This window comes from Citrobacter sp. EC_71, assembly GCF_019584005.1.
GTDB classification, from domain to species: domain Bacteria; phylum Pseudomonadota; class Gammaproteobacteria; order Enterobacterales; family Enterobacteriaceae; genus Citrobacter; species Citrobacter werkmanii.
This window is the reverse complement of sequence record NZ_VDAY01000015.1, coordinates 72,463-95,514: the sequence shown is the minus strand read 5'-3', so window position 1 is coordinate 95,514 and position 23,052 is coordinate 72,463. Positions and strand designations below refer to the sequence as shown.

Below are 23,052 nucleotides of genomic sequence, written 5' to 3'. Positions count from 1 at the left end.
TCTGAGGCTGGTGGTCCGGGTCTCAGACGCTGCGCTCTCATCCTCCCGCCTCCTCCCCCATAAAAAAGCTGGGGGGTGGAGGATTCACGCCCGTGAGGGATAACGCATAGTCAGTCCATCATGAATGTTGCTGTCAATGACAGGTTGTAACGAAGGGAGAAGGGCATGGCGAGCGTACAGCTGCGAAATGTAACGAAAGCCTGGGGTGACGTGGTGGTATCGAAGGATATCAATCTCGACATTCACGAAGGGGAATTCGTGGTGTTTGTCGGACCGTCAGGCTGTGGTAAGTCGACCTTGCTGCGTATGATCGCCGGACTTGAAACCATCACCAGTGGCGACCTGTTTATCGGGGAGACCCGGATGAACGACATTCCGCCCGCCGAACGCGGTGTGGGTATGGTCTTCCAGTCCTATGCGTTATATCCCCATTTATCTGTCGCGGAAAACATGTCGTTTGGCCTCAAACTGGCCGGTGCGAAAAAAGAGGTAATGAACCAGCGTGTTAATCAGGTAGCTGAAGTTCTGCAACTGGCGCACCTGCTGGACCGTAAACCGAAAGCGCTTTCCGGCGGCCAACGTCAGCGTGTGGCGATTGGCCGTACGTTGGTTGCCGAGCCGCGAGTATTCCTGCTGGACGAACCGTTGTCGAACCTTGACGCCGCGCTGCGTGTCCAGATGCGTATTGAAATCTCCCGCCTGCATAAACGTCTTGGCCGCACGATGATTTACGTCACCCACGATCAGGTCGAAGCGATGACCCTGGCAGACAAAATTGTGGTGTTGGATGCCGGTCGTGTGGCGCAGGTCGGTAAACCCCTGGAGCTGTACCACTATCCTGCCGACCGCTTTGTCGCGGGCTTTATCGGTTCGCCAAAAATGAACTTCCTGCCGGTGAAAGTTACCGCAACGGCGATTGATCAGGTGCAGGTTGAATTACCAAACCGCCAGCAAGTCTGGTTACCCGTCGACAGTGCCCGCGTTCAGGTTGGCGCCAATATGTCTTTAGGTATCCGCCCGGAACATCTGCTGCCCAGCGAAATCGCCGATGTCACCCTCGAAGGTGAAGTCCAGGTGGTCGAACAACTTGGTCACGAAACACAAATTCATATCCAGATCCCCGCCATCCGTCAAAACCTGGTTTACCGCCAGAACGACGTGGTGTTGGTAGAAGAGGGTGCCACATTCGCTATCGGCCTGCCGCCAGAGCGTTGCCATCTGTTCCGTGAGGATGGCACTGCATGTCGTCGGTTGCACCAGGAGCCGGGCGTTTAAGGTCCCCATAAAAAACGAAACGCAAAACCATTCGCAGTTTTAGAAGGTGGCAGCGTTTAAAGAAAAGCAATGATCTCAGGAGATAGAACGATGATTACTCTGCGCAAACTTCCTCTGGCGGTTGCTGTGGCAGCAGGCATTATGTCTGTTCAGGCAATGGCTGTGGATTTCCATGGTTATGCTCGTTCCGGTATCGGCTGGACGGGTAGTGGCGGCGAACAACAATGTTTCCAGGCAACAGGTGCACAAAGTAAATACCGTCTCGGTAACGAATGTGAAACCTATGCGGAAATCAAATTAGGCCAGGAAGTGTGGAAAGAAGGCGATAAGAGCTTCTACTTCGACACCAACGTCGCCTACTCCGTAGCACAGCAGAATGACTGGGAAGGGACTGACCCGGCCTTCCGTGAAGCCAACGTGCAGGGTAAAAACCTGATTGAATGGCTGCCAGGCTCTACTATCTGGGCCGGTAAGCGCTTCTACCAACGTCATGACGTGCACATGATCGACTTCTACTACTGGGATATTTCAGGTCCTGGTGCCGGTATTGAAAACATTGATCTGGGCTTCGGTAAACTGTCTCTGGCCGCGAGCCGTTCTCAGGAAGCGGGTGGTTCATACGCGTTCAGCAGCCAGAATATCTATGATCGTACCAAAGACACCGCTAACGACGTATTTGACGTTCGTTTAGCGCAGTTGGCAACGAACACTGATGGTATGTTGGAACTGGGTGTTGACTATGGTCGTGCGAATACGACAGATGATTACAGCCTGGCAGACGGCGCATCAAAAGATGGCTGGATGTTCACTGCTGAACATACCCAGAGCATGCTGAAGGGCTACAACAAGTTTGTTGTTCAGTACGCGACAGACTCCATGACCACGCAGGGTAAAGGTTTGAACCAGGGTTCTTACGGTTCTTCTTCCTTCACCATTACTAACCCAGATGGTAGTAAAACCAATTACGCCAATAACGTGATTAATAACAACGGTAGCCTGGTTCGTATTCTTGACCACGGCGCCATCTCCCTGGGCGACAAATGGGATCTGATGTACGTCGGTATGTATCAGAACCTCGATATGGATAACGATCTGGGTACCGAATGGTACACCGTCGGTATCCGCCCAATGTACAAATGGACGCCAATCATGAGCACCCTGATGGAAGTCGGCTACGACAACGTCAAATCTCAGCAGACTGGTGATCGCAACAGCCAGTACAAAATCACCCTCGCGCAACAATGGCAGGCTGGCGACAGCATCTGGTCCCGCCCGGCAATTCGTGTCTTTGCAACCTATGCAAAATGGGATGAGGAGTGGGGCTACGTCAAAAATGGTAACGACGTAACCAAATACGCAGCTGCAACGAATTCTGGTATCAGCACCACCAGCCGTGGCGACAGCGATGAGTGGTCCTTCGGTGCTCAGATGGAAATCTGGTGGTAATTCAGCACTAACCTGACGTAAAGACCGAAAGAGGGGCGTAAGCCCCTCTTGATTACGGTTTAGCGCGCTATTGCCTGGCCACCGCTGAACCCATGCTATCTGAGGTGATAACAATGAAAATGAAGAAAAGTCTCGTTGCCCTTTGTTTATCTGCAGGGTTATTTGCCAGCGCACCTGGCATCAGCCTGGCCGATGTGAATATTGTTCCGCAGAACACCACCGCGGCGCCTGCTATTCCGACAGCTGCGTTGCAACAGTTAACCTGGACGCCGGTTGATCAATCTAAAACTCAGTCCACGCAGCTTGCGAGCGCGGGCCAGCGTTTGGATGTTGCTGGTATTACCGGTCCGGTCGCGGCCTGGAGCGTACCGGCCAATATTGGCGAGTTAACCCTGACGCTGACCAGTGAAGTAAACAAACAAACCAGCGTATTTGCGCCAAATGTCTTAATTCTTGATCAGAACATGACGCCATCTGCGTTCTTCCCCAGCAGCTATTTCACCTACCAGGAGCCCGGCGTGATGAGTGCCGATCGTCTGGAAGGCGTAATGCGTCTGACGCCAGCGCTGGGCCAGCAAAAGCTCTATGTTCTGGTCTTTACGACGGATAAAGACCTCCAACAGACCACGACCCTGCTTGATCCGGCGAAAGCTTATGCCAAGGGTGTCGGTAACGCTGTTCCCGATATTCCGGACCCGATCGCGCGTCATACCACCGATGGTCTGTTGAAATTAAAAGTCAAAACCAGCTCGTCCTCCAGTGTGTTGGTGGGGCCGCTGTTCGGTTCTTCCGGCCCTGGCCCTGTCACTGTCGGCAATACCGCAGCGCCTGCAGTGACTTATGCGGCTCCGGCAGCTGCGGTTGCCGCTCCAGCGCCGCAGCCGGTGAAGAAAAGTGAGCCGATGCTGAACGACACCGAAAGCTATTTTAATCAGGCGATTAAGGATGCCGTGGCGAAAGGCGATGTTGATAAAGCGCTGAAGCTGCTTGATGAAGCTGAACGTCTGGGATCCAAATCAGCCCGATCCACCTTTATCAGCAGTGTAAAAGGCAAGGGGTAAACATCACCCCACATTGTTGATTTTGCAACAACTGGTGCGTCTCCTGGCGCACCTTTTTTTATCCTTCAGTGCGAATTGTTACGCTTATGTTGCTCTGCCGATCACTTAATTGTGTTTGCTCACCCCGTAATGCCTTTTCTGCGATACAATGCCTTTAGGTTATAAATCGGAGAGTAAGGCATGCCACACCCTGCGTTAACGCAACTGCGTGCGCTGCGTTATTTTGATGCGATCCCGGCGCTGGACCCGCAACTGCTCGACTGGTTGTTACTGGAAGATTCCATGACCAAACGTTTTGAGCAGCAGGGCAAAGAAGTCACCGTCACGTTGATTCGCGAAGCGTTCGTTGGGCAAAATGAGGTGGCTGAAGAACTGACGCTGCTGCCCAAAGAGTCCCGCTATTGGTTACGCGAAATCCTGTTATGCGCGGATGGTGAACCCTGGCTTGCCGGGCGTACCGTGGTGCCTGAATCCACCCTGTGTGGCCCTGAACTGGCCTTACAAAACCTGGGGAAAACCCCGCTCGGACGCTACCTGTTTACGTCATCGACATTGACCCGAGATTTTATTGAGATTGGCCAAGATGCAGCGCTGTGGGGGCGTCGTTCCCGCCTGCGGCTGAGCGGTAAGCCGTTGATGCTTACCGAGCTTTTTCTGCCTGCATCGCCGTTGTACTGAGAGGAAGATAAAGATGGAGTGGAGTCTGACGCAGAATAAGCTGCTGGCGTTTCACCGCTTGATGCGTACGGATAAGCCAATCGGCGCCTTACTGCTGCTCTGGCCTACGCTGTGGGCATTATGGGTAGCAACCCCTGGTATGCCGCAACTGTGGATCCTGGCGGTTTTTGTCGCCGGCGTATGGTTAATGCGCGCTGCCGGATGCGTGGTGAATGACTATGCCGACAGGAAGTTTGACGGCCATGTTAAACGTACCGCGAATCGACCGCTGCCGAGCGGCGCAGTCACCGAGAAAGAAGCCCGAACGCTGTTTGTCGTATTGGTATTACTGGCCTTCCTGCTGGTCCTGACCCTTAATACGATGACCATTTTGTTGTCCGTTGCGGCATTAGCGCTGGCGTGGGTTTACCCGTTTATGAAGCGCTATACGCATCTGCCACAGGTGGTGCTGGGGGCGGCGTTTGGCTGGTCGATCCCGATGGCGTTCGCCGCCGTGAGCGAGTCCGTACCGCTGAGCTGCTGGCTGATGTTCCTTGCCAACATCCTCTGGGCTGTGGCCTATGATACGCAGTACGCCATGGTTGACCGCGATGATGACCTCAAGATTGGTATTAAATCGACCGCGATTCTGTTCGGCCAGAACGACAAGCTAATCATTGGTATTCTGCAGGTGGGCGTGCTGGCGCTGATGGCGCTGGTGGGTTGGCTAAACGGGTTAGGGCTGGGTTATTACTGGTCTCTGCTGGTGGCGGGCGCGCTGTTTGTGTATCAGCAGAAACTGATCGTCAATCGCGAACGTGACGCCTGCTTTAAAGCGTTTATGAACAATAACTATGTTGGTCTGGTGCTGTTTTTAGGCCTGGCAATGAGCTACTGGCATTTTTGAGTTTGGCTTAGCCTGCAAAATAAAAACCGGTCATTTTGACCGGTTTTTTTATGCTTACTCGCCTTGTGTGGCGCTCTCGATGGTCAGACGCACATCCGACGTGACCAGTTCGGCCAGCATCTGATAGATCTTCATCGTCTCTTCCGGTTCGGCATCTCCGGTATCGCTGATATATCCCTCGTCACGCAGCGTCAGCACCAGAGAACTGAACACGGCCTTGTCGAAGAATTCTGGCGCGTTAATGCCGTGCAGGACGGAAAGACGCTGTGCCACGGTGCGGCTCTCTTTCTCCAGCGTACCGCGGTTGATAGACGGATTAGCGCTCAGCAGCCAGAAGGTAATAGCATAGCGCTGCAACGTCTCACGAGCACCCGCCGCCAGCAGCTGTAGCGTACGGGAGCGGGCCGGATTGATATGCAGTTCGTCATCGTCCAGGGTGATGAGTCCCTGGCGCTGCATTTCGCTGGCCAGTTCGTCGATCACGCCAGCGAGTTCGTCACGCTCCCAGCGCAGGAACAGCTCCGCTTTCAGCATCGGGTACAGCGCTTCAATATGCTGTTGCAGCGCGGCGCGTGAAATATGACGATGCTGGGTTACGATGGCCGCCATCAACGAAGGCAGAACCAGCATATGCGCAATGTTGTTGCGGTAGTACGTCATCAATACCGCCTGCTCGCGCGGCAGAATGATGATGTCGCCGATGGTGTCTTTCTCGACCTCAAACTTGTTCATCTGCAAGGCATGGTCAATCAATTCACTGGCGCTCTGCGCAGGAACCGTCGCATCCGGGGCATACGGTACGTTGCGCAGCAGACTCAGATAGCAATCGAGTTGTTCAGTCAACTGCTCACGGGTCAGAGAGCGCTGGCGGGAAGCCAGCAACGCGGTACAGCACAGGTTCATGGCGTTGGCTGCGCCTGCGTTGTTAATGCGTACCATCAGATCGGCGGCAATGTTATTTACCGTCGGCGTCAGCCAGGCAGGACGGATAGACTCGATAGGATCGATTGATTCACGCCACTCCGGCACATGCTGGTTGAGGTAAGTCATCAACGGCATCGGCTCGCCAAAGTTAACGTAGCCCTGACCCAGATTACGCAGTTTGCTTAAGCCACGCAGCATTTGCGGCAGGCTCTCTTTCTCTTTCGTCGCGCCCCGCAGTTCTTTCGCATACGTGCCCACTTCCATTACGTGTTCGTAGCCGATGTAGATCGGTACGAGGGTAATCGGACGCGTACCGCCGCGCAGCATCGCCTGAATGGTCATCGACAGCGTGCCGGTTTTCGGGTCGAGCAAACGACCAGTACGTGAACGACCGCCTTCGACAAAGTACTCAACCGAGTAGCCGCGGCTGAACAACTCGCCCAGATATTCGCGGAAAACAGTGGAATAAAGCTTGTTGCCCTTGAAGGTACGACGAATAAAGAACGCGCCCAGGCGGCGGAAAATCGGACCTGCCGGCCAGAAATTCAGGTTGATGCCTGCCGCGATATGCGGCGGAACCAGACCCTGATGATACAGCACGTACGACAGCAGCATATAGTCCATATGGCTGCGATGGCACGGAACATAGACGATTTCGTGTCCATCGTGTGCCAACTGGCGTACACGCTCTGCATTATGAACGTTAATCCCCTGATACAGACGGTTCCAGGTAAAGCCCAGAATACGGTCTGTCAGACGGATCATCTCGTAGGAGAAGTTGGCGGCAATCTCTTCCATCAACGCTATCGCATTTTGCTGCGCTTTTTCGTGGGAGATTTTTTTACTGCGCGCTTCATCTTCTACCGCACGCGCGATAGCTTTTGAGGCCAACAGTTTGTTAAACAGATCCTGACGGGCAGGGAGGCGCGGCCCGACTGCGGCCAGGCGCTGGCGAGCAAAGTGCATACGCGCTACGCGCGCCAATTTCTGGGCGATAATTTTATCTGTACCGTGTTCATCCGCCATGCGACGCAGGGAAACCGACGGGGAGAAGCGGACAAAGCTGTCGCGACCCAGCCAGGACACAGCAAAGAATTTTTGTACGCCGTTCAGCATACGCAGCGGCGGGTTGACCTCGCCTTTTTCGCGTCCAGGCGCACGGCCAAACATCACCGAAACCGGCACCATCTGCACATCCAGGTCTGGATTGCTGCGATGCAAGTCGAGATAGTTATGGAACAGCTTAATAGACTCTTCTTTTGGCGTGTAATAGGTGAAAACACGTGGGCCGCCGTGAATAAACACGTAGCGCGGCAATAGAGTTCCGTCTATCTCCAGCGGTTCCAGGGGATCCGGGAGATCGTGCGCCAGACATTGGGCGCGTAGCGTCAGCAAGTCTGCTTTGGAGTTGTACGGTAGGACGTACATAATGGGGCGAGAAGTATCGAGCCCCAATTCCGGTGCAGGTTCCGCCGGAATAGACTTGCTTTTTACCAGCACGCTTAATGGTAAATTCAGTAATTTGTAGTAAATTCGTGGCCAGCCGGACATAAACGATGTAAAGCCTCTGGTTAATAATGCAAATGCGCTGCAAGGATATCAGAAAGTTTAGTGAATTTCTGGTGTATCCGGTCATACTTCGCGCTGCTTTGCCACACCCTGAAACAAACGGGGTAACGTTACAATGACATTGACGCTAATAATGTAAAAAGGTTCTTTTTGATGGCCAATAATACCACTGGATTCACCCGAATTATCAAAGCTGCAGGCTATTCCTGGAAAGGTTTTCGCGCCGCATGGATTAATGAAGCGGCATTTCGCCAGGAAAGCGTTGCCGTTCTGCTAGGCGTTGCCATCGCCTGCTGGCTGGACGTCGACGCCATTACGCGTGTGTTGCTGATTGGTTCCGTGATGCTGGTGATGATCGTTGAAATTCTTAACAGTGCGATAGAGGCGGTGGTTGATCGTATCGGTTCCGAGTACCACGAACTGTCTGGTCGTGCGAAAGATATGGGGTCGGCGGCGGTATTGCTGTCAATTTTTGTCGCCCTGATCACCTGGGGCATCCTGTTGTGGTCGCATTTGCGATAAAGATTCCACAACTTCATCATTCTCCTGTTTTTTGTGCAGTTTGCGGTTCCAAAATCACCTTTAGCTGTATATACTCACAGCATAACTGTATATACACCCAGGGGGCGGAATGAAAGCGTTAACGGCCAGGCAGCAAGAGGTGTTTGATCTTATTAGAGATCACATCAGCCAGACAGGTATGCCACCGACGCGTGCGGAGATCGCGCAGCGTTTGGGGTTCCGTTCCCCAAACGCTGCTGAAGAACATCTGAAAGCGCTGGCGCGTAAAGGCGTGCTGGAAATTGTATCCGGCGCATCGCGTGGTATTCGTCTGTTGCAGGAAGAAGAAGAAGGTTTACCGCTTGTCGGTCGCGTTGCGGCAGGGGAGCCACTTCTGGCGCAGCAACACATCGAAGGCCATTATCAGGTCGATCCTTCACTGTTCAAACCGAACGCCGATTTTCTGCTGCGCGTCAGCGGTATGTCGATGAAAGACATCGGGATTATGGACGGTGATTTGCTGGCCGTGCATAAAACACAGGATGTGCGTAACGGTCAGGTTGTTGTCGCGCGCATTGACGACGAAGTGACGGTGAAACGCCTGAAAAAACAGGGCAACAAGGTTGAGCTTCTGCCAGAAAACAGCGAATTCAAACCGATTGTGGTCGACCTGCGCGAGCAAAACTTCACTATTGAAGGGCTGGCGGTAGGCGTCATTCGTAACGGTGAATGGCTGTAATCACAGGTTGCTTTCCCGACAGCCGGATAAGACGTTTGCGTCGCCATCCGGCAACTAGCCCGGTGGTGCTGTGCTTACCGGGCCTGAGCAACATCTTCCAGTACGTCTAACTTCTTTTCAGGCGCTATTTCATGCCTTTCTTTACCTCCTCCGACAAAGCACTCTGGCGTCTAGCCTTACCGATGATCTTCTCCAATATCACCGTTCCCTTGCTGGGATTGGTCGATACTGCGGTCATTGGTCATCTGGATAGCCCGATTTATCTTGGCGGCGTTGCCGTTGGCGCCACCGCGACCAGTTTTCTCTTTATGCTGCTGCTTTTTTTACGCATGAGCACCACGGGCCTTACCGCCCAGGCATTTGGCGCGAAAAATCCGCAGGCACTGGCGCGTGCGCTGGTGCAGCCGCTAATGCTGGCGCTGGGTGCGGGGCTGCTTATCGCACTGTTTCGTACGCCGATTATCGATCTGGCTCTGCATATTGTCGGGGGAAGTGAAGCGGTACTGGAGCAGGCCCGACGTTTCCTGGAAATCCGTTGGTTAAGCGCACCCGCGTCTCTGGCGAATCTGGTGCTGCTCGGCTGGCTGCTTGGCGTTCAGTATGCGCGGGCGCCGGTTATCCTGCTGATAGTCGGTAATGTTCTCAACATTGTGCTCGATTTATGGCTGGTAATGGGCCTGCATATGAACGTGCAGGGCGCGGCGCTGGCAACGGTCATTGCTGAATACGCCACCTTGCTGATCGGTCTGTTAATGGTCCGCAAAGTCCTGCATATGCGCGGAATTTCGCTGGCAATGTTGAAACAAGCGTGGCGTGGCAATTTCCGCCGCTTACTGGCGCTTAACCGCGACATCATGCTGCGCTCGCTGTTGCTGCAGCTCTGTTTTGGTGCCATTACGGTGCTGGGCGCACGTCTGGGGAGCGATATCATTGCGGTAAATGCTGTTCTGATGACTCTACTGACTTTTACCGCCTACGCGCTGGACGGGTTTGCCTACGCAGTGGAAGCGCATTCTGGTCAGGCCTATGGTGCACGGGATGGCAGCCAGTTACTGGATGTCTGGCGCGCAGCCTGTCGACAGTCCGGTCTTGTGGCGATTCTGTTTTCGCTGGTTTATGCCCTCTTTGGCGAGCACATTATAGCGTTGCTAACCTCGCTCCCGCAGATTCAACTGCTGGCCGATCGCTATCTTATCTGGCAGGTGATTTTGCCGCTGGTTGGCGTCTGGTGTTATTTGCTGGACGGTATGTTTATCGGCGCAACACGGGCTGCAGAAATGCGCAACAGCATGGCCGTTGCCGCCGCGGGATTCGCATTAACGTTGCTGGCTCTACCGCTGCTGGGTAACCACGGCTTGTGGCTGGCGCTCACCGTGTTTCTTGCCCTGCGCGGGCTTTCGCTGGCCTTTATCTGGCGACGTCACTGGCGCAACGGGACGTGGTTCGTTGAAGCCTGACGGTTAAAAATTCTGAATAGTGAATCGAATGCCGAATCAGTGACTACACTTATTCTCACGTCCAGCAGAAAAGATAGCAGAGTTGGACGAGATACTCTGGCTATTCACAACCTAACGATGAGGATTTGATGATGAATAAAGACGAAGTCGGCGGTAACTGGAAACAGTTCAAAGGTAAAGTGAAAGAGCAATGGGGCAAACTGACCGACGATGATATGACGGTCATTGAAGGCAAACGTGACCAGCTGGTCGGTAAAGTCCAGGAGCGTTACGGTTATGCAAAAGATCAGGCGGAGAAAGAAGTCACTGACTGGGAAACCCGCAACGATTACCGCTGGTAATTAGTCCCCTCCTGAGAGTACAGGGATGTACGCTCTCTTGCTTAGCGACCGACTTTCTTTTTCACCAGAATTGAGTGGTCATGCTGGCATTCGCCTGGATGGCGACAGGCTTCAACCTCCACGCATGCCGGGCAGAGTCCGTGAGCTTCAATCACGTTATGCCGCAGAGCAAAACCCATTTTTGCCGCCAGCATATGCATGATGTCTTCCACACCTTCCGCACACTCTTCTTTTACCACGCCACAGCGATCGCAAATAAACATCGCAGAACTGTGGGTCGGTTGATCGAACAGGTGACACAGCACGTAGCTGTTGGTCGATTCCACTTTATGTACAAAACCTTGTTCCAGCAGAAAATCGAGCGCACGATAAACGGTTGGCGGCTTGGCCTGCGGCTCGGTTTCCCGTAGCAGGTCGAGCAGGTCGTAAGCGCTAATGGCGCCTTCCTGCAGGCTCATCAGGCGCAGCACTTCGAGGCGCTGTGGCGTTAGCCGCACGTTGCGTTGCGCACAGAGTTTTTCAGCTTGAGCCAATAACTCCTGCGTGGTGGTTTTGTCCATTTGGCGCCTCGATTTGTGTGAAAGGTTAATCCCTTACTTTATCATGTTCTGCATAAAACGCCGAGATCCGCCGCTGTGTGCTATACCTGACGCATCGTATTCTGGAGAATCAACATGAAAAGACCCGACTGTATTCGCCACTGGCGAGAGGTGGAGGGGGCTGATGACTCCACCTACCCCGACAGCAATGAACTTTTTGCTATTGGCGCGCCGCTTGCCCGTAAACTGGGGTTAGGAAGACTGGGTATTCATCATGAACGCCTGCCGCCGGGGCGTCGCACATCTTATCCTCATGCGGAAAGCGATGAAGAAGAGTTTATCTATGTGCTGGAAGGCTATCCGGAAGCTTGGATCAACGGTTATTTATGGAAGCTCGAGCCTGGCGACAGCGTCGGTTTTCCGGCTGGAACCGGGGTATGTCACACCTTTATCAATAACACCAGTGAAGAGGTGCGCCTGCTGGTCGTGGGTGAGGCAAACAAAAAATATAATCGCATTTATTACCCGCTTAATCCGGTCTATGCCGCCACGCGCGAAGATCGCTGGGTTGACCATCCGCCGCAGTTTTTTGGCCCACATGACGGCAAGCCGGGGCGCAAATAACGCACTGTGAGAATATGCTGCGGTAGCCACGATGATGAGGCGCACTATCGCACCGGTCTATGCTATAGTAGCGCCCCTTTTTTAACCGGATGCTTGAATATTCGCCATGCTGCCTGAATCTCAGTCTACCGCTTTTCCCGCTCATCGTTTTTCTATCGCGCCGATGCTCGACTGGACGGACAGACATTGCCGCTACTTTTTGCGCCTACTGTCCCGCCAGACGCTGCTGTATACGGAGATGGTGACCACCGGAGCGATCATTCATGGTAAAGGCGATTATCTGGCGTATAGCGAAGAAGAACATCCGGTGGCGTTGCAACTGGGCGGGAGCGATCCGGCTGCGCTAGCGCAGTGTGCGAAGCTCGCTGAACAGCGGGGCTATGACGAAATTAACCTCAATGTGGGTTGTCCTTCCGACCGCGTACAGAATGGCATGTTTGGCGCCTGCCTGATGGGGAATGCGCAACTGGTCGCCGATTGCGTCAAGGCGATGCGCGATGTGGTGTCGATTCCGGTGACGGTGAAGACCCGAATCGGCATTGATGATCAGGACAGCTACGAATTCCTGTGCGACTTCATCAACACGGTGTCTGGCAACGGCGAATGCGAGATGTTTATCATCCACGCCCGCAAGGCCTGGCTGTCCGGGTTAAGCCCGAAAGAAAACCGCGAGATCCCACCGTTGGATTATGACCGTGTTTATCAGTTAAAGCGTGATTTCCCGCATCTGACGATGTCGATCAACGGCGGTATTAAATCGCTGGAGGAAGCGAAAAAGCATCTGCAACATATGGATGGCGTGATGGTGGGGCGTGAAGCCTATCAAAATCCCGGAATTCTGGCGTCGGTCGACCGCGAAATTTTTGCTGCCGCTACCCATGATGCCGATCCGGTCGCCGTGGTGCGTGCCATGTACCCATATATTGAGCGTGAACTGAGTCAGGGCACTTATCTGGGGCATGTCACACGCCATATGCTGGGACTGTTTCAGGGGATCCCCGGCGCACGTCAGTGGCGTCGTTACCTGAGTGAGAACGCGCATAAAGCCGGAGCCGATATTAACGTCCTGGAACATGCTTTGAAGCTGGTGGCCGATAAGCGTTAGTTTCTCACTAATAGTTAGTTAATTTCACCACGCCCTGTGCTTTGTCACGGGGCGTTGTGTTTATAAATCAGTAGATTAACTTTGGCATGTTTCTTGTAAAGGAATGGAGAGTATTTCATTTCGGGAGAGAGTCATGCTGGAACTACTTTTTGTGATTGGATTTTTTATCATGCTGATGGTCACCGGCGTATCGTTGCTGGGGGTGCTGGCCGCGCTGGTGGTAGCCACCGCCGTGATGTTTTTGGGCGGACTATTTGCCTTGATGATTAAACTGTTGCCCTGGCTGCTATTGGCCGTTGCCGTGGTGTGGGTGATCAAGGCGATAAAAGCGCCAAAAGTCCCACAGTATCAGCGCAATAACCGCCGATTTTACTAAGGTATTGAGTGGTCCGTCACAACCTGAAACATTGCCTTTAGAACCAAATAGGAATTGATTATCAAATCTGTCACTATTGCCAGGTTAACGAATTCATCGAGCTGTACCCTACATACAGCCGAACTAAAAAAAGAAAGGGCTTCCTGCGGGAAGCCCTAATTCTTTACGGGATTAGCAGACTCGATCCCTGCGTGGCGCGACTTTCCAGCACTTCATGGGCACGCTGCGCGTCGTGCAGCGCAAATGTCTGACCAGGTGCGACATCCACTTTTATGACCCCACTGGCAATCAATGAGAAAAGCTCATTACTGGCTTCGGTTAATTCGCGGTGGTTGGTGATGTAACCCTGCAGAGAGGGACGGGTCACGTATAGCGAACCTTTCTGATTCAGAATCCCTAAATTTACACCGGTCACTGGTCCGGACGCGTTGCCAAAACTGACCATCAGTCCGCGGCGCTGCAGACAATCGAGAGACGCCTCCCAGGTATCTTTCCCCACCGAGTCGTACACCACCCGCACTTTTTTACCGCCGGTGATCTCTTTTACCCGCTCAACAATGCTTTCTTCACGATAGTTAATTACCTGCCACGCGCCGGCCTGCTGCGCAATTTGCGCTTTTTGCGCATTGCCGACGGTGCCAATCAGTTTCGCTCCCAACGCTTTCGCCCACTGACAAGCGATCAGACCGACGCCACCTGCGGCTGCGTGGAATAAAAACGGTTCGTCAGGCTGGATTTCATAGGTTTTGCGTAACAGGTAAAAAACGGTCAGCCCCTTCAGAAACGAGGCGGCTGCCTGTTCAAATGAGATAGCGTTAGGCAGAATAGCGGCTTTATCAGCCGGCACGTTATGCACTGAGCTGTAAGCGCCAAGCGCAGACTGAGCATACACCACGCGATCGCCAGCTTTAATGTGCGTCACTTTGCTGCCAACTTTGCTGACCACGCCCGCGGCTTCGGTACCCAGACCGCTGGGCAGAGAAGGTGGTGGATAAAGACCACTGCGGATGTAGGTATCGATGTAGTTGATCCCAATCGCTTTATTCTCGACCTGGATTTCGTTTTCCGCCGGGTCAACTGGCGTAAACTCCACAGCCTTGAGTACATCAGGCCCACCATGCTTGTGAAATTCAATACGTGTTGCCATGCTTCCTCCAAAAGAAATGTGGTAATCTTTCGACCCAATCATTATCTCGGTAACTCCATTCACTATGGCAGGAAATAAACCCTTCAACAAACAACAGACTGATGCTCGTGAGCGCGATCCCCAGGTCGCCGGGCTGAAAGTACCGCCGCACTCGATTGAAGCGGAACAGTCGGTGTTGGGCGGTTTAATGCTGGATAACGAACGCTGGGATGACGTGGCCGAACGCGTGGTGGCGGAAGATTTTTATACCCGCCCGCACCGGCATATCTTCACGGAAATGCATCGCTTGCAGGAGATGGGAAAACCCATCGATCTGATTACTCTGGCAGAGTCGCTGGAAGTTCAGGGCCAGTTGGACAGCGTCGGCGGTTTTGCGTACCTGGCTGAGTTATCGAAAAATACGCCAAGTGCGGCCAACATTAGCGCTTATGCGGATATCGTTCGCGAACGTGCCGTTGTCCGTGACATGATTTCGGTCGCGAACGAAATTGCGGAAGCCGGATTCGATCCGCAAGGACGTTCCAGTGAAGACCTGCTGGATCTCGCGGAGTCTCGCGTCTTTAAAATCGCTGAAAGCCGCGCCAACAAAGACGAAGGCCCGAAAAACATTACCGATGTGCTCGACGCCACCGTCGCGCGTATCGAGCAGCTATTCCAGCAGCCGCACGACGGCGTTACCGGGGTGAACACCGGTTATGACGACCTCAACAAAAAAACCGCTGGTTTGCAGCCGTCAGACCTCATCATCGTCGCTGCGCGTCCGTCGATGGGTAAAACGACATTTGCAATGAACCTCGTCGAAAACGCGGCGATGTTGCAGGATAAGCCAGTTCTTATCTTTAGTCTGGAAATGCCCTCAGAACAGATCATGATGCGTTCCCTGGCCTCGCTCTCACGCGTAGACCAAACCAAAATCCGTACCGGTCAACTGGATGACGAAGACTGGGCGCGAATTTCCGGAACAATGGGTATTTTGCTGGAGAAACGAAACATCTATATTGATGACTCCTCCGGCCTGACGCCAACGGAAGTGCGTTCGCGTGCCCGTCGTATCGCCCGTGAACACGGCGGTATCGGACTTATCATGATCGACTACCTGCAGCTGATGCGCGTGCCGTCGCTTTCCGACAACCGTACGCTGGAAATTGCTGAAATTTCCCGCTCGCTGAAAGCGTTAGCGAAAGAACTGCATGTACCGGTGGTGGCGCTGTCGCAGCTTAACCGCTCTCTGGAACAACGCGCCGACAAGCGTCCGGTCAACTCAGATCTGCGTGAATCCGGCTCCATCGAGCAGGATGCCGACTTAATCATGTTTATCTATCGTGATGAGGTTTATCACGAAAACAGCGACTTAAAAGGCATCGCCGAAATTATTATTGGTAAGCAGCGTAACGGTCCGATCGGAACGGTTCGCCTGACGTTTAACGGACAGTGGTCGCGATTCGACAACTATGCCGGTCCTCAATATGACGATGAGTAATTTCTAAGGAATACAAATGCAAGCGGCAACTGTAGTTATTAACCGCCGCGCTCTGCGACACAACCTGCAACGTCTGCGTGAACTGGCTCCTGCCAGTAAACTGGTTGCGGTCGTGAAAGCGAACGCTTACGGCCATGGTCTGTTAGAGACCGCGCGAACGCTCCCCGATGCGGACGCTTTTGGTGTCGCTCGTCTTGAAGAAGCCCTGCGGCTGCGCGCGGGAGGCATCACGCAGCCCATCCTGCTGCTGGAGGGGTTTTTTGATGCCTCCGATCTACCGACTATTTCCGCGCAGCGTCTGCATACTGCCGTCCACAACCTGGAGCAGCTCGAGGCCCTGGAGGCCGCAAAACTGGCTGAACCCGTTACCGTCTGGATGAAGCTCGACACCGGCATGCACCGCCTGGGCGTGCGTCCTGAGCAGGCTGAAGCGTTTTATCAGCGCCTGACGCAATGTGAAAATGTGCGCCAGCCGGTCAATATCGTCAGCCACTTTGCACGCGCGGACGAGCCTGAGTGTGGCGCGACTGAAAAGCAGCTCGATATCTTTAATCGCTTCTGTGAAGGCAAACCGGGGCAGCGTTCGATTGCCGCATCCGGCGGTATTCTGCTGTGGCCGCAGTCTCACTTCGACTGGGCGCGCCCGGGGCTGATTCTGTACGGCGTATCACCGCTGGAAAACCACTCTATCGGTGCCGATTTTGGCTGCCAGCCGGTGATGTCGCTAACCTCCAGCCTGATTGCGGTGCGTGATCACAAAGCGGGCGAACCGGTCGGCTATGGCGGTACCTGGCAGAGCGAGCGCGACACGCGTTTAGGCGTGGTGGCGATGGGTTATGGCGATGGTTACCCGCGTGCGGCGCCGTCTGGGACACCGGTGCTGGTCAATGGCCGTGAAGTGCCGATCGTGGGTCGCGTCGCGATGGATATGATCTGCGTCGATTTAGGTCCCGGGGCGCAGGATAAGGCCGGTGATTCTGTGATTCTTTGGGGTGAAGGTTTGCCCGTTGAACGGATTGCTGAAATGACGAAAGTTAGTGCTTACGAACTTATCACACGCCTGACCTCAAGGGTGGCGATGAAGTATATCGACTAAGTTCATGACATGCCGGACAGGCGGGAACCCCGCCATCCGGCAATATGCTCGCCAACTGCAACATCCTCTCGATCTTCTTCCGCTTCCGGTTTATTGTGTTCTTATCCTCTGCCTGTAAACCTGGAGAACCACCTCGTGTTTCAAAAAGTTGACGCCTACGCTGGCGACCCGATTTTATCGCTCATGGAGCGATTCAAAGAAGATTCACGTAGCGACAAAGTGAACCTCAGCATTGGCCTGTACTACAACGAAGACGGCATTATTCCTCAGCTTAAAGCGGTGGCGGAGGCGGAAGCCCGACTCAATGCCAAACCGCATGGCGCTTCGTTGTATCTACCGATGGAAGGTCTGAACACGTATCGCCATACCATTGCGCCGCTGTTGTTTGGCGCGGATCATCCGGTTCTCCAGCAACAGCGTGTCGCAACCATTCAGACGCTGGGTGGTTCCGGGGCGCTAAAAATTGGCGCAGACTTCCTGAAACGCTATTTCCCTGACTCTGGTGTGTGGGTTAGCGATCCGACATGGGAAAACCATATCGCGATTTTTGAAGGGGCTGGATTCGAAGTGAGTACTTACCCCTGGTATGACAACGAAACCAACGGGGTACGTTTCAATGACCTGCTGGCCACGCTGAATACCTTACCGGCGCGCAGCATCGTGCTGCTGCATCCGTGCTGCCATAACCCGACCGGTGCAGATTTAACCCCTGCGCAATGGGATGCGGTTATTGAGATTCTGAAATCGCGCGATCTGATCCCGTTTCTCGACATTGCTTATCAGGGCTTTGGCGGGGGAATGCAAGACGATGCTTACGCGATCCGCTCTATAGCCAGCGCCGGATTACCCGCTCTGGTCAGTAACTCATTCTCGAAAATCTTCTCTTTATACGGCGAGCGCGTCGGTGGGCTGTCTGTGGTATGTGAAGACGCCGATGCCGCCAGCCGCGTTCTGGGGCAATTAAAAGCGACCGTACGTCGTAACTACTCCAGCCCGCCGAACTTTGGTGCGCAGGTGGTCGCTACGGTACTGGGTGATGACGCGCTGAAAGCCAGCTGGCTTACAGAAGTCGAAGAGATGCGGACCCGCATCCTGGCAATGCGCCAGGAACTGGTTAACGTGCTGAGCGCTGAAATCCCTGGCCGTAACTTTGATTACCTGCTGCAACAGCGCGGAATGTTCAGCTATACCGGGCTTAGCGCCGCTCAGGTCGATCGCCTGCGTGATGAGTTTGGCGTGTACCTGATTGCCAGCGGTCGTATGTGCGTGGCCGGATTGAATCACGCTAACGTGCAGCGCGTGGCGAAGGCATTTGCTGCCGTTATTTAACCCGGTTTGTTATTTCTCGCACAGTGTTGCCGGATGGCGGCGTAAACGCCTTATCCGGCCTACAAAGGCAGTGGATTTTTCGTTTGTAGGCCTGATGAGCGTTGCGCTATCAGGCACGCTTTTCTGTGTGATCGTGCTCTTTTTCTGTAATAAAACCAGAGAAAATCCTTCCTTTCCCTTCCCTCAGGGGGTAAGGTCAGATAGTTTTTTGACCAGTTGTTAATAAAAAAATGATAACTAACTGACTACTTAGGGAAAAATATGCGCAAGTTTACGTTGGCACTGAGTGCCGTTTGTTTATTGTTCACGTTAAATCAGCCTGCTCAGGCATTAGTTTCTTCTCCCTCGCAGCTCAATCCAGGCACCAACGTTGCAAAACTCGCCGAGCAGGCTCCCATTCACTGGGTTTCCGTGGCGCAAATTGAAAACAGTCTGACAGGCCGCCCGCCGATGGCCGTCGGGTTTGATATCGATGACACCGTCCTTTTTTCCAGCCCTGGCTTCTGGCGCGGTAAGAAAACGTACTCTCCGGACAGTGAAGATTACCTGAAGAATCCGGCTTTCTGGGAGAAAATGAACAACGGCTGGGACGAGTTCAGTATTCCAAAAGAAGTGGCGCGTCAGTTGATTGATATGCACGTGCGTCGTGGCGATAGTATTTTCTTCGTCACCGGACGTAGCCCGACGAAGACTGAAACGGTATCGAAAACGCTGGCTGATAACTTTCACATCCCAGCCGCCAATATGAATCCGGTCATTTTTGCCGGCGACAAGCCGGGCCAGAATACCAAAACGCAGTGGTTACAGGATAAAAACGTGCGCATGTTCTACGGCGATTCTGACAATGACATCACCGCCGCTCTCGACGTGGGTATTCGCGGTATTCGTATTTTACGTGCCTCCAACTCCACCTATAAACCGCTACCCCAGGCTGGCGCGTTTGGTGAAGAGGTGATCGTTAATTCTGAGTATTAAAGGCGTAGGCTGCTATTTGGTGGTTTTTTAAACAAATTTGCGTTACTGGCTTTTACCTTTTGCGGACTTGCTGCACACTGAATAAAAGATGTTCTCATTAGGCGAGTGCTGGTAAGGGGAATAAAGATGACGAATTCGGAGTTGCTGCAATACTGCATGGCAAAAACGGGCGCGGAGCAGAGCGTGCACAGTGACTGGAAAGCCACACAAATCAAAGTCGAAGATGTACTCTTTGCCATGGTAAAAGAGGTAGAAGAACGCCCGGCGGTCTCTCTGAAAACCAGCCCTGAACTGGCGGAATTACTGCGTCAGCAGCATAGCGATGTACGACCAAGCAGGCATCTGAATAAAGCGCACTGGAGCACGGTGTATCTGGACGGCTCGCTGCCGGATTCGCAGATTTATTATCTGGTTGATGCCTCTTATCAGCTGGCGGTGAACACGCTGCCGGAAGATAAACGCCGGATACTGGCGCAGCCCTGATAAGCGCTGCGCCATTGGGCATGATTACAACAACGGTTTGAGGAAGCGTGCCGTGTGTGAAGCTTCACACTCGGCGACAGTTTCTGGTGTGCCGGAGACCAGAATTTCCCCGCCGCCGCTACCGCCTTCCGGACCGAGATCGACAATCCAGTCCGCCGTTTTAATCACGTCCAGATTGTGCTCAATCACCACGATGGTGTTGCCCTGATCGCGCAACTGATGCAGCACGTCCAGCAACTGCTGAATATCCGCAAAATGCAGACCGGTGGTCGGCTCATCAAGGATATACAACGTCTGCCCGGTGCCGCGTTTTGACAGTTCGCGCGCCAGCTTCACGCGCTGCGCTTCGCCGCCGGAGAGCGTAGTGGCCGACTGGCCGAGACGGATATACGTCAGGCCCACATCCATCAGCGTTTGTAGCTTACGCGCCAGCGCCGGGACGGCATCGAAGAACTCGCGTGCTTCTTCAATGGTCATATCCAGCACTTCGTGGATGGTCTTGCCCTTGTACTTAATCTCCAGCGTTTCGCGGTTATAGCGCTTGCCTTTACACTGGTCGCACGGCACGTAGATATCCGGCAGGAAGTGCATTTCAACTTTGATCACGCCGTCGCCCTGACAGGCTTCACAGCGTCCGCCGCGAACGTTAAAGCTGAAACGACCCGGCGTGTAGCCGCGCGCGCGGGATTCTGGTACGCCAGCGAACAGTTCGCGCACCGGCGTAAACACACCGGTGTAGGTTGCCGGGTTGGATCGCGGAGTACGACCAATCGGGCTTTGGTCAATGTCGATCACTTTGTCGAAATGTTCCAGGCCCTGAACATCGCGGTACGGCGCAGGTTCAGCCAGCGTGGCGCCGTTCAGCGCCGTCTGTGCAATCGGGAACAGCGTGTCATTGATCAGCGTCGATTTACCCGAACCGGAAACCCCGGTAATGCAGGTGAACAGGCCAACCGGCAGCGTCAGGGTGACATCTTTCAGGTTGTTGCCGCGTGCGCCGGTTAGCTTCAGCACTTTTTCCGGATCGGCTGCCACGCGCTGTTTCGGTACTTCAATTTTACGCTTACCGCTCATGTACTGGCCGGTCAGCGACTCAGGCACCGCCATGATGTCATTGAGCGTCCCTTCGGCAACCACCTGGCCGCCGTGAACGCCAGCGCCCGGGCCGATATCGATAACGTGGTCAGCGGCGCGAATCGCATCTTCATCGTGCTCGACCACAATCACGGTATTACCCAGATTACGCAGATGGATGAGCGTGCCCAACAGACGTTCGTTATCGCGCTGATGCAGACCAATAGACGGTTCATCCAGCACGTACATCACGCCGACCAGACCCGCGCCGATCTGGCTCGCCAGGCGAATACGTTGGGCTTCGCCGCCGGAGAGCGTTTCCGCTGAACGCGACAGCGTCAGGTAGTTGAGGCCGACGTTAACCAGAAACTTCAGACGATCGCCAATCTCTTTCAGGATTTTCTCTGCAATCTTCGCTCGCTGGCCGGCAAGCTTCAGGTTGTTGAAGAAATCCATCGCATGGCCGATGCTCATGTCGGAAATTGCGGGCAGCGGCGTATTCTCGACAAATACGTGACGGGCTTCCCGGCGCAAACGCGTCCCTTCACAGCTGGCGCACGGGCGGTTGCTGATGAATTTGGCTAATTCCTCACGTACTGCGCTGGATTCCGTCTCTTTATAACGGCGCTCCATATTGTGCAATACGCCTTCGAACGGATGGCGACGTACGGACGTATCGCCGCGATCGTTCATGTATTTAAATTCGATATTCTCTTTACCGGAACCGTACAGCACCACTTTATGCACGGTGGGGGTCAGGCTTGCCCATGGGGCTTCGACGTCGAATTTATAGTGTTCCGCCAGTGACTTAAGCATCTGGAAGTAGTAGAAGTTGCGGCGATCCCAGCCGCGGATAGCGCCGCCGGCCAGCGACAGTTCCGGGTTTTGAATCACCCGGTCAGGATCGAAATACTGTTGTACGCCGAGGCCGTCACAGGTCGGGCATGCGCCCGCCGGGTTGTTGAATGAAAACAGACGCGGTTCCAGTTCGCGCATGCTGTAACCGCAGATCGGGCAGGCGAAGTTGGCGGAGAACAGCAGCTCTTCCGCTTTCGGGTCGTCCATATCGGCAACCACCGCCGTACCACCGGACAGTTCCAGCGCGGTTTCAAACGATTCCGCCAGGCGCTGGGTAAGATCGTCACGTACTTTAAAGCGGTCAATCACCACTTCGATGGTGTGTTTCTTTTGCAGCTCAAGCTTGGGCGGATCGGACAGGTCGCACACTTCCCCGTCGATACGGGCACGGATATAGCCCTGGCCTGCCAGGTTTTCCAGCGTTTTAGTGTGCTCCCCTTTACGCTCTTTAATAATCGGCGCCAGCAGCATCAGACGTTTACCTTCCGGCTGCGACAGGACGTTGTCCACCATCTGGCTAACGGTTTGCGCCGCCAGGGGAACGTCGTGATCCGGACAGCGCGGTTCGCCAACGCGGGCAAACAGCAGGCGCAGATAGTCGTGAATTTCGGTAATCGTACCTACCGTGGATCGCGGGTTATGGGACGTCGATTTTTGTTCAATTGAGATGGCGGGAGACAGCCCCTCAATGTGGTCGACATCCGGCTTTTCCATCAGTGACAAAAACTGACGCGCGTACGCGGAAAGGGATTCAACGTAACGACGCTGTCCTTCGGCATACAAGGTGTCGAAAGCGAGCGAAGATTTGCCTGAGCCCGAAAGCCCGGTGACGACAATCAGCTTGTCGCGCGGGATGACGAGGTTGATGTTTTTGAGATTATGGGTGCGGGCGCCCCGAACTTCGATCTTATCCATTCATCTTTCCCGGATTAAACGCTTTTTTGCCTGGCTGCATGGTGCTACCGGCGATCACAAACGGTTAATTATGACACAACCTGACCTGAATGGATATACAGTATTGGAATGCAAAACGCAGGTGTCTGTGCAACAATGTCAATCCGGGGTTGTTTACTGGAATCGATCTCGCAA

Annotated in this window: 21 protein-coding genes; 17 read left to right on the top strand and 4 right to left on the bottom strand. The window is 53.9% G+C overall.

The window, feature by feature from the left end; genetic code table 11:
* The first annotated feature begins 165 nt into the window (after positions 1-165).
* The 5 genes from malK to ubiA all read left to right on the top strand — a co-directional run bounded on the left by malK (position 166) and on the right by ubiA (position 5,346).
* Positions 166-1,275 carry a maltose/maltodextrin ABC transporter ATP-binding protein MalK gene (malK, locus tag FHD02_RS16780; protein WP_038636246.1) on the top strand — a complete coding sequence of 370 codons (1,110 nt, stop codon included), beginning with the start codon at positions 166-168 and terminating at the stop codon, positions 1,273-1,275.
* A 90-nt stretch (positions 1,276-1,365) separates the two neighbouring features.
* On the top strand, positions 1,366-2,721 hold the full coding sequence (locus FHD02_RS16775; protein ID WP_038636248.1) for a maltoporin: 1,356 nt from the start codon (positions 1,366-1,368) through the stop codon (positions 2,719-2,721).
* Positions 2,722-2,834: 113 nt separating this feature from the next.
* The gene (gene malM / locus FHD02_RS16770) at positions 2,835-3,782 is read left to right on the top strand and encodes a maltose operon protein MalM (protein ID WP_069325183.1); all 948 of its coding nucleotides are present in this window, start codon (positions 2,835-2,837) and stop codon (positions 3,780-3,782) included.
* A gap of 180 nt (positions 3,783-3,962) precedes the next feature.
* The gene (gene ubiC, locus FHD02_RS16765; RefSeq protein WP_042313004.1) at positions 3,963-4,460 is read left to right on the top strand and encodes a chorismate lyase; all 498 of its coding nucleotides are present in this window, start codon (positions 3,963-3,965) and stop codon (positions 4,458-4,460) included.
* 13 nt (positions 4,461-4,473) lie between these two features.
* Positions 4,474-5,346 (top strand): 4-hydroxybenzoate octaprenyltransferase, encoded by an 873-nt coding sequence (ubiA, locus tag FHD02_RS16760; protein ID WP_042313002.1) that lies wholly within the window; start codon positions 4,474-4,476, stop codon positions 5,344-5,346.
* A gap of 54 nt (positions 5,347-5,400) precedes the next feature.
* On the opposite strand, the gene plsB is transcribed toward ubiA, so the two are convergent.
* Entirely contained in the window at positions 5,401-7,821 is a 2,421-nt protein-coding gene (gene plsB, locus FHD02_RS16755) for a glycerol-3-phosphate 1-O-acyltransferase PlsB (protein WP_137361111.1), read from the bottom strand.
* Between the two features lie 171 nt (positions 7,822-7,992).
* On the opposite strand from plsB, the gene FHD02_RS16750 reads away from it, so the two are divergent.
* The 4 genes from FHD02_RS16750 (at position 7,993) to FHD02_RS16735 (ending at position 10,877) form a co-directional block, all read left to right on the top strand.
* A complete protein-coding gene (locus tag FHD02_RS16750) occupies positions 7,993-8,361 on the top strand; it encodes a diacylglycerol kinase (RefSeq protein ID WP_003826594.1) in 369 nt (122 codons plus the stop codon).
* Positions 8,362-8,470: 109 nt separating this feature from the next.
* Positions 8,471-9,079 (top strand): transcriptional repressor LexA, encoded by a 609-nt coding sequence (lexA, locus tag FHD02_RS16745; RefSeq protein ID WP_003826596.1) that lies wholly within the window; start codon positions 8,471-8,473, stop codon positions 9,077-9,079.
* Between the two features lie 131 nt (positions 9,080-9,210).
* Complete coding sequence (gene dinF, locus FHD02_RS16740) at positions 9,211-10,536, top strand: MATE family efflux transporter DinF (RefSeq protein ID WP_061382695.1); 1,326 nt, start codon at positions 9,211-9,213, stop codon at positions 10,534-10,536.
* Positions 10,537-10,667: 131 nt separating this feature from the next.
* The gene (locus tag FHD02_RS16735) at positions 10,668-10,877 is read left to right on the top strand and encodes a CsbD family protein (protein WP_006688302.1); all 210 of its coding nucleotides are present in this window, start codon (positions 10,668-10,670) and stop codon (positions 10,875-10,877) included.
* Between the two features lie 41 nt (positions 10,878-10,918).
* On the opposite strand, the gene zur is transcribed toward FHD02_RS16735, so the two are convergent.
* Positions 10,919-11,437 carry a zinc uptake transcriptional repressor Zur gene (gene zur, locus FHD02_RS16730; RefSeq protein WP_038636258.1) on the bottom strand — a complete coding sequence of 173 codons (519 nt, stop codon included), beginning with the start codon at positions 11,435-11,437 and terminating at the stop codon, positions 10,919-10,921.
* 114 nt (positions 11,438-11,551) lie between these two features.
* Between zur and FHD02_RS16725 the strand changes: the two genes are divergently transcribed.
* The 3 genes from FHD02_RS16725 (at position 11,552) to pspG (ending at position 13,521) form a co-directional block, all read left to right on the top strand.
* Positions 11,552-12,040 carry a cupin domain-containing protein gene (locus FHD02_RS16725; RefSeq protein ID WP_038636260.1) on the top strand — a complete coding sequence of 163 codons (489 nt, stop codon included), beginning with the start codon at positions 11,552-11,554 and terminating at the stop codon, positions 12,038-12,040.
* A gap of 106 nt (positions 12,041-12,146) precedes the next feature.
* Positions 12,147-13,145, top strand: coding sequence for a tRNA dihydrouridine(20/20a) synthase DusA (gene dusA / locus FHD02_RS16720; protein WP_038636262.1), 999 nt, complete (start codon positions 12,147-12,149; stop codon positions 13,143-13,145).
* A 133-nt stretch (positions 13,146-13,278) separates the two neighbouring features.
* Entirely contained in the window at positions 13,279-13,521 is a 243-nt protein-coding gene (pspG, locus tag FHD02_RS16715) for an envelope stress response protein PspG (protein WP_003031713.1), read from the top strand.
* Positions 13,522-13,684: 163 nt separating this feature from the next.
* On the opposite strand, the gene FHD02_RS16710 is transcribed toward pspG, so the two are convergent.
* Positions 13,685-14,668: a quinone oxidoreductase gene (locus FHD02_RS16710; RefSeq protein ID WP_079226193.1), complete on the bottom strand. Its 984-nt coding sequence runs from the start codon at positions 14,666-14,668 to the stop codon at positions 13,685-13,687.
* A gap of 64 nt (positions 14,669-14,732) precedes the next feature.
* Between FHD02_RS16710 and dnaB the strand changes: the two genes are divergently transcribed.
* The 5 genes from dnaB (at position 14,733) to FHD02_RS16685 (ending at position 20,031) form a co-directional block, all read left to right on the top strand.
* Complete coding sequence (gene dnaB / locus FHD02_RS16705) at positions 14,733-16,148, top strand: replicative DNA helicase (RefSeq protein ID WP_003826610.1); 1,416 nt, start codon at positions 14,733-14,735, stop codon at positions 16,146-16,148.
* A 16-nt stretch (positions 16,149-16,164) separates the two neighbouring features.
* The gene (gene alr / locus FHD02_RS16700) at positions 16,165-17,244 is read left to right on the top strand and encodes an alanine racemase (RefSeq protein WP_137348844.1); all 1,080 of its coding nucleotides are present in this window, start codon (positions 16,165-16,167) and stop codon (positions 17,242-17,244) included.
* A gap of 135 nt (positions 17,245-17,379) precedes the next feature.
* A complete protein-coding gene (tyrB, locus tag FHD02_RS16695) occupies positions 17,380-18,573 on the top strand; it encodes an aromatic amino acid transaminase (RefSeq protein ID WP_137361114.1) in 1,194 nt (397 codons plus the stop codon).
* A 261-nt stretch (positions 18,574-18,834) separates the two neighbouring features.
* Positions 18,835-19,548 carry an acid phosphatase AphA gene (aphA, locus tag FHD02_RS16690; protein ID WP_061382690.1) on the top strand — a complete coding sequence of 238 codons (714 nt, stop codon included), beginning with the start codon at positions 18,835-18,837 and terminating at the stop codon, positions 19,546-19,548.
* A gap of 126 nt (positions 19,549-19,674) precedes the next feature.
* Positions 19,675-20,031 carry an MmcQ/YjbR family DNA-binding protein gene (locus FHD02_RS16685; RefSeq protein ID WP_038636271.1) on the top strand — a complete coding sequence of 119 codons (357 nt, stop codon included), beginning with the start codon at positions 19,675-19,677 and terminating at the stop codon, positions 20,029-20,031.
* Positions 20,032-20,055: 24 nt separating this feature from the next.
* Here FHD02_RS16685 and uvrA read toward each other — a convergent pair whose 3' ends face one another.
* The gene (gene uvrA, locus FHD02_RS16680) at positions 20,056-22,878 is read right to left on the bottom strand and encodes an excinuclease ABC subunit UvrA (RefSeq protein ID WP_137370417.1); all 2,823 of its coding nucleotides are present in this window, start codon (positions 22,876-22,878) and stop codon (positions 20,056-20,058) included.
* Positions 22,879-23,052 lie beyond the last annotated feature (174 nt).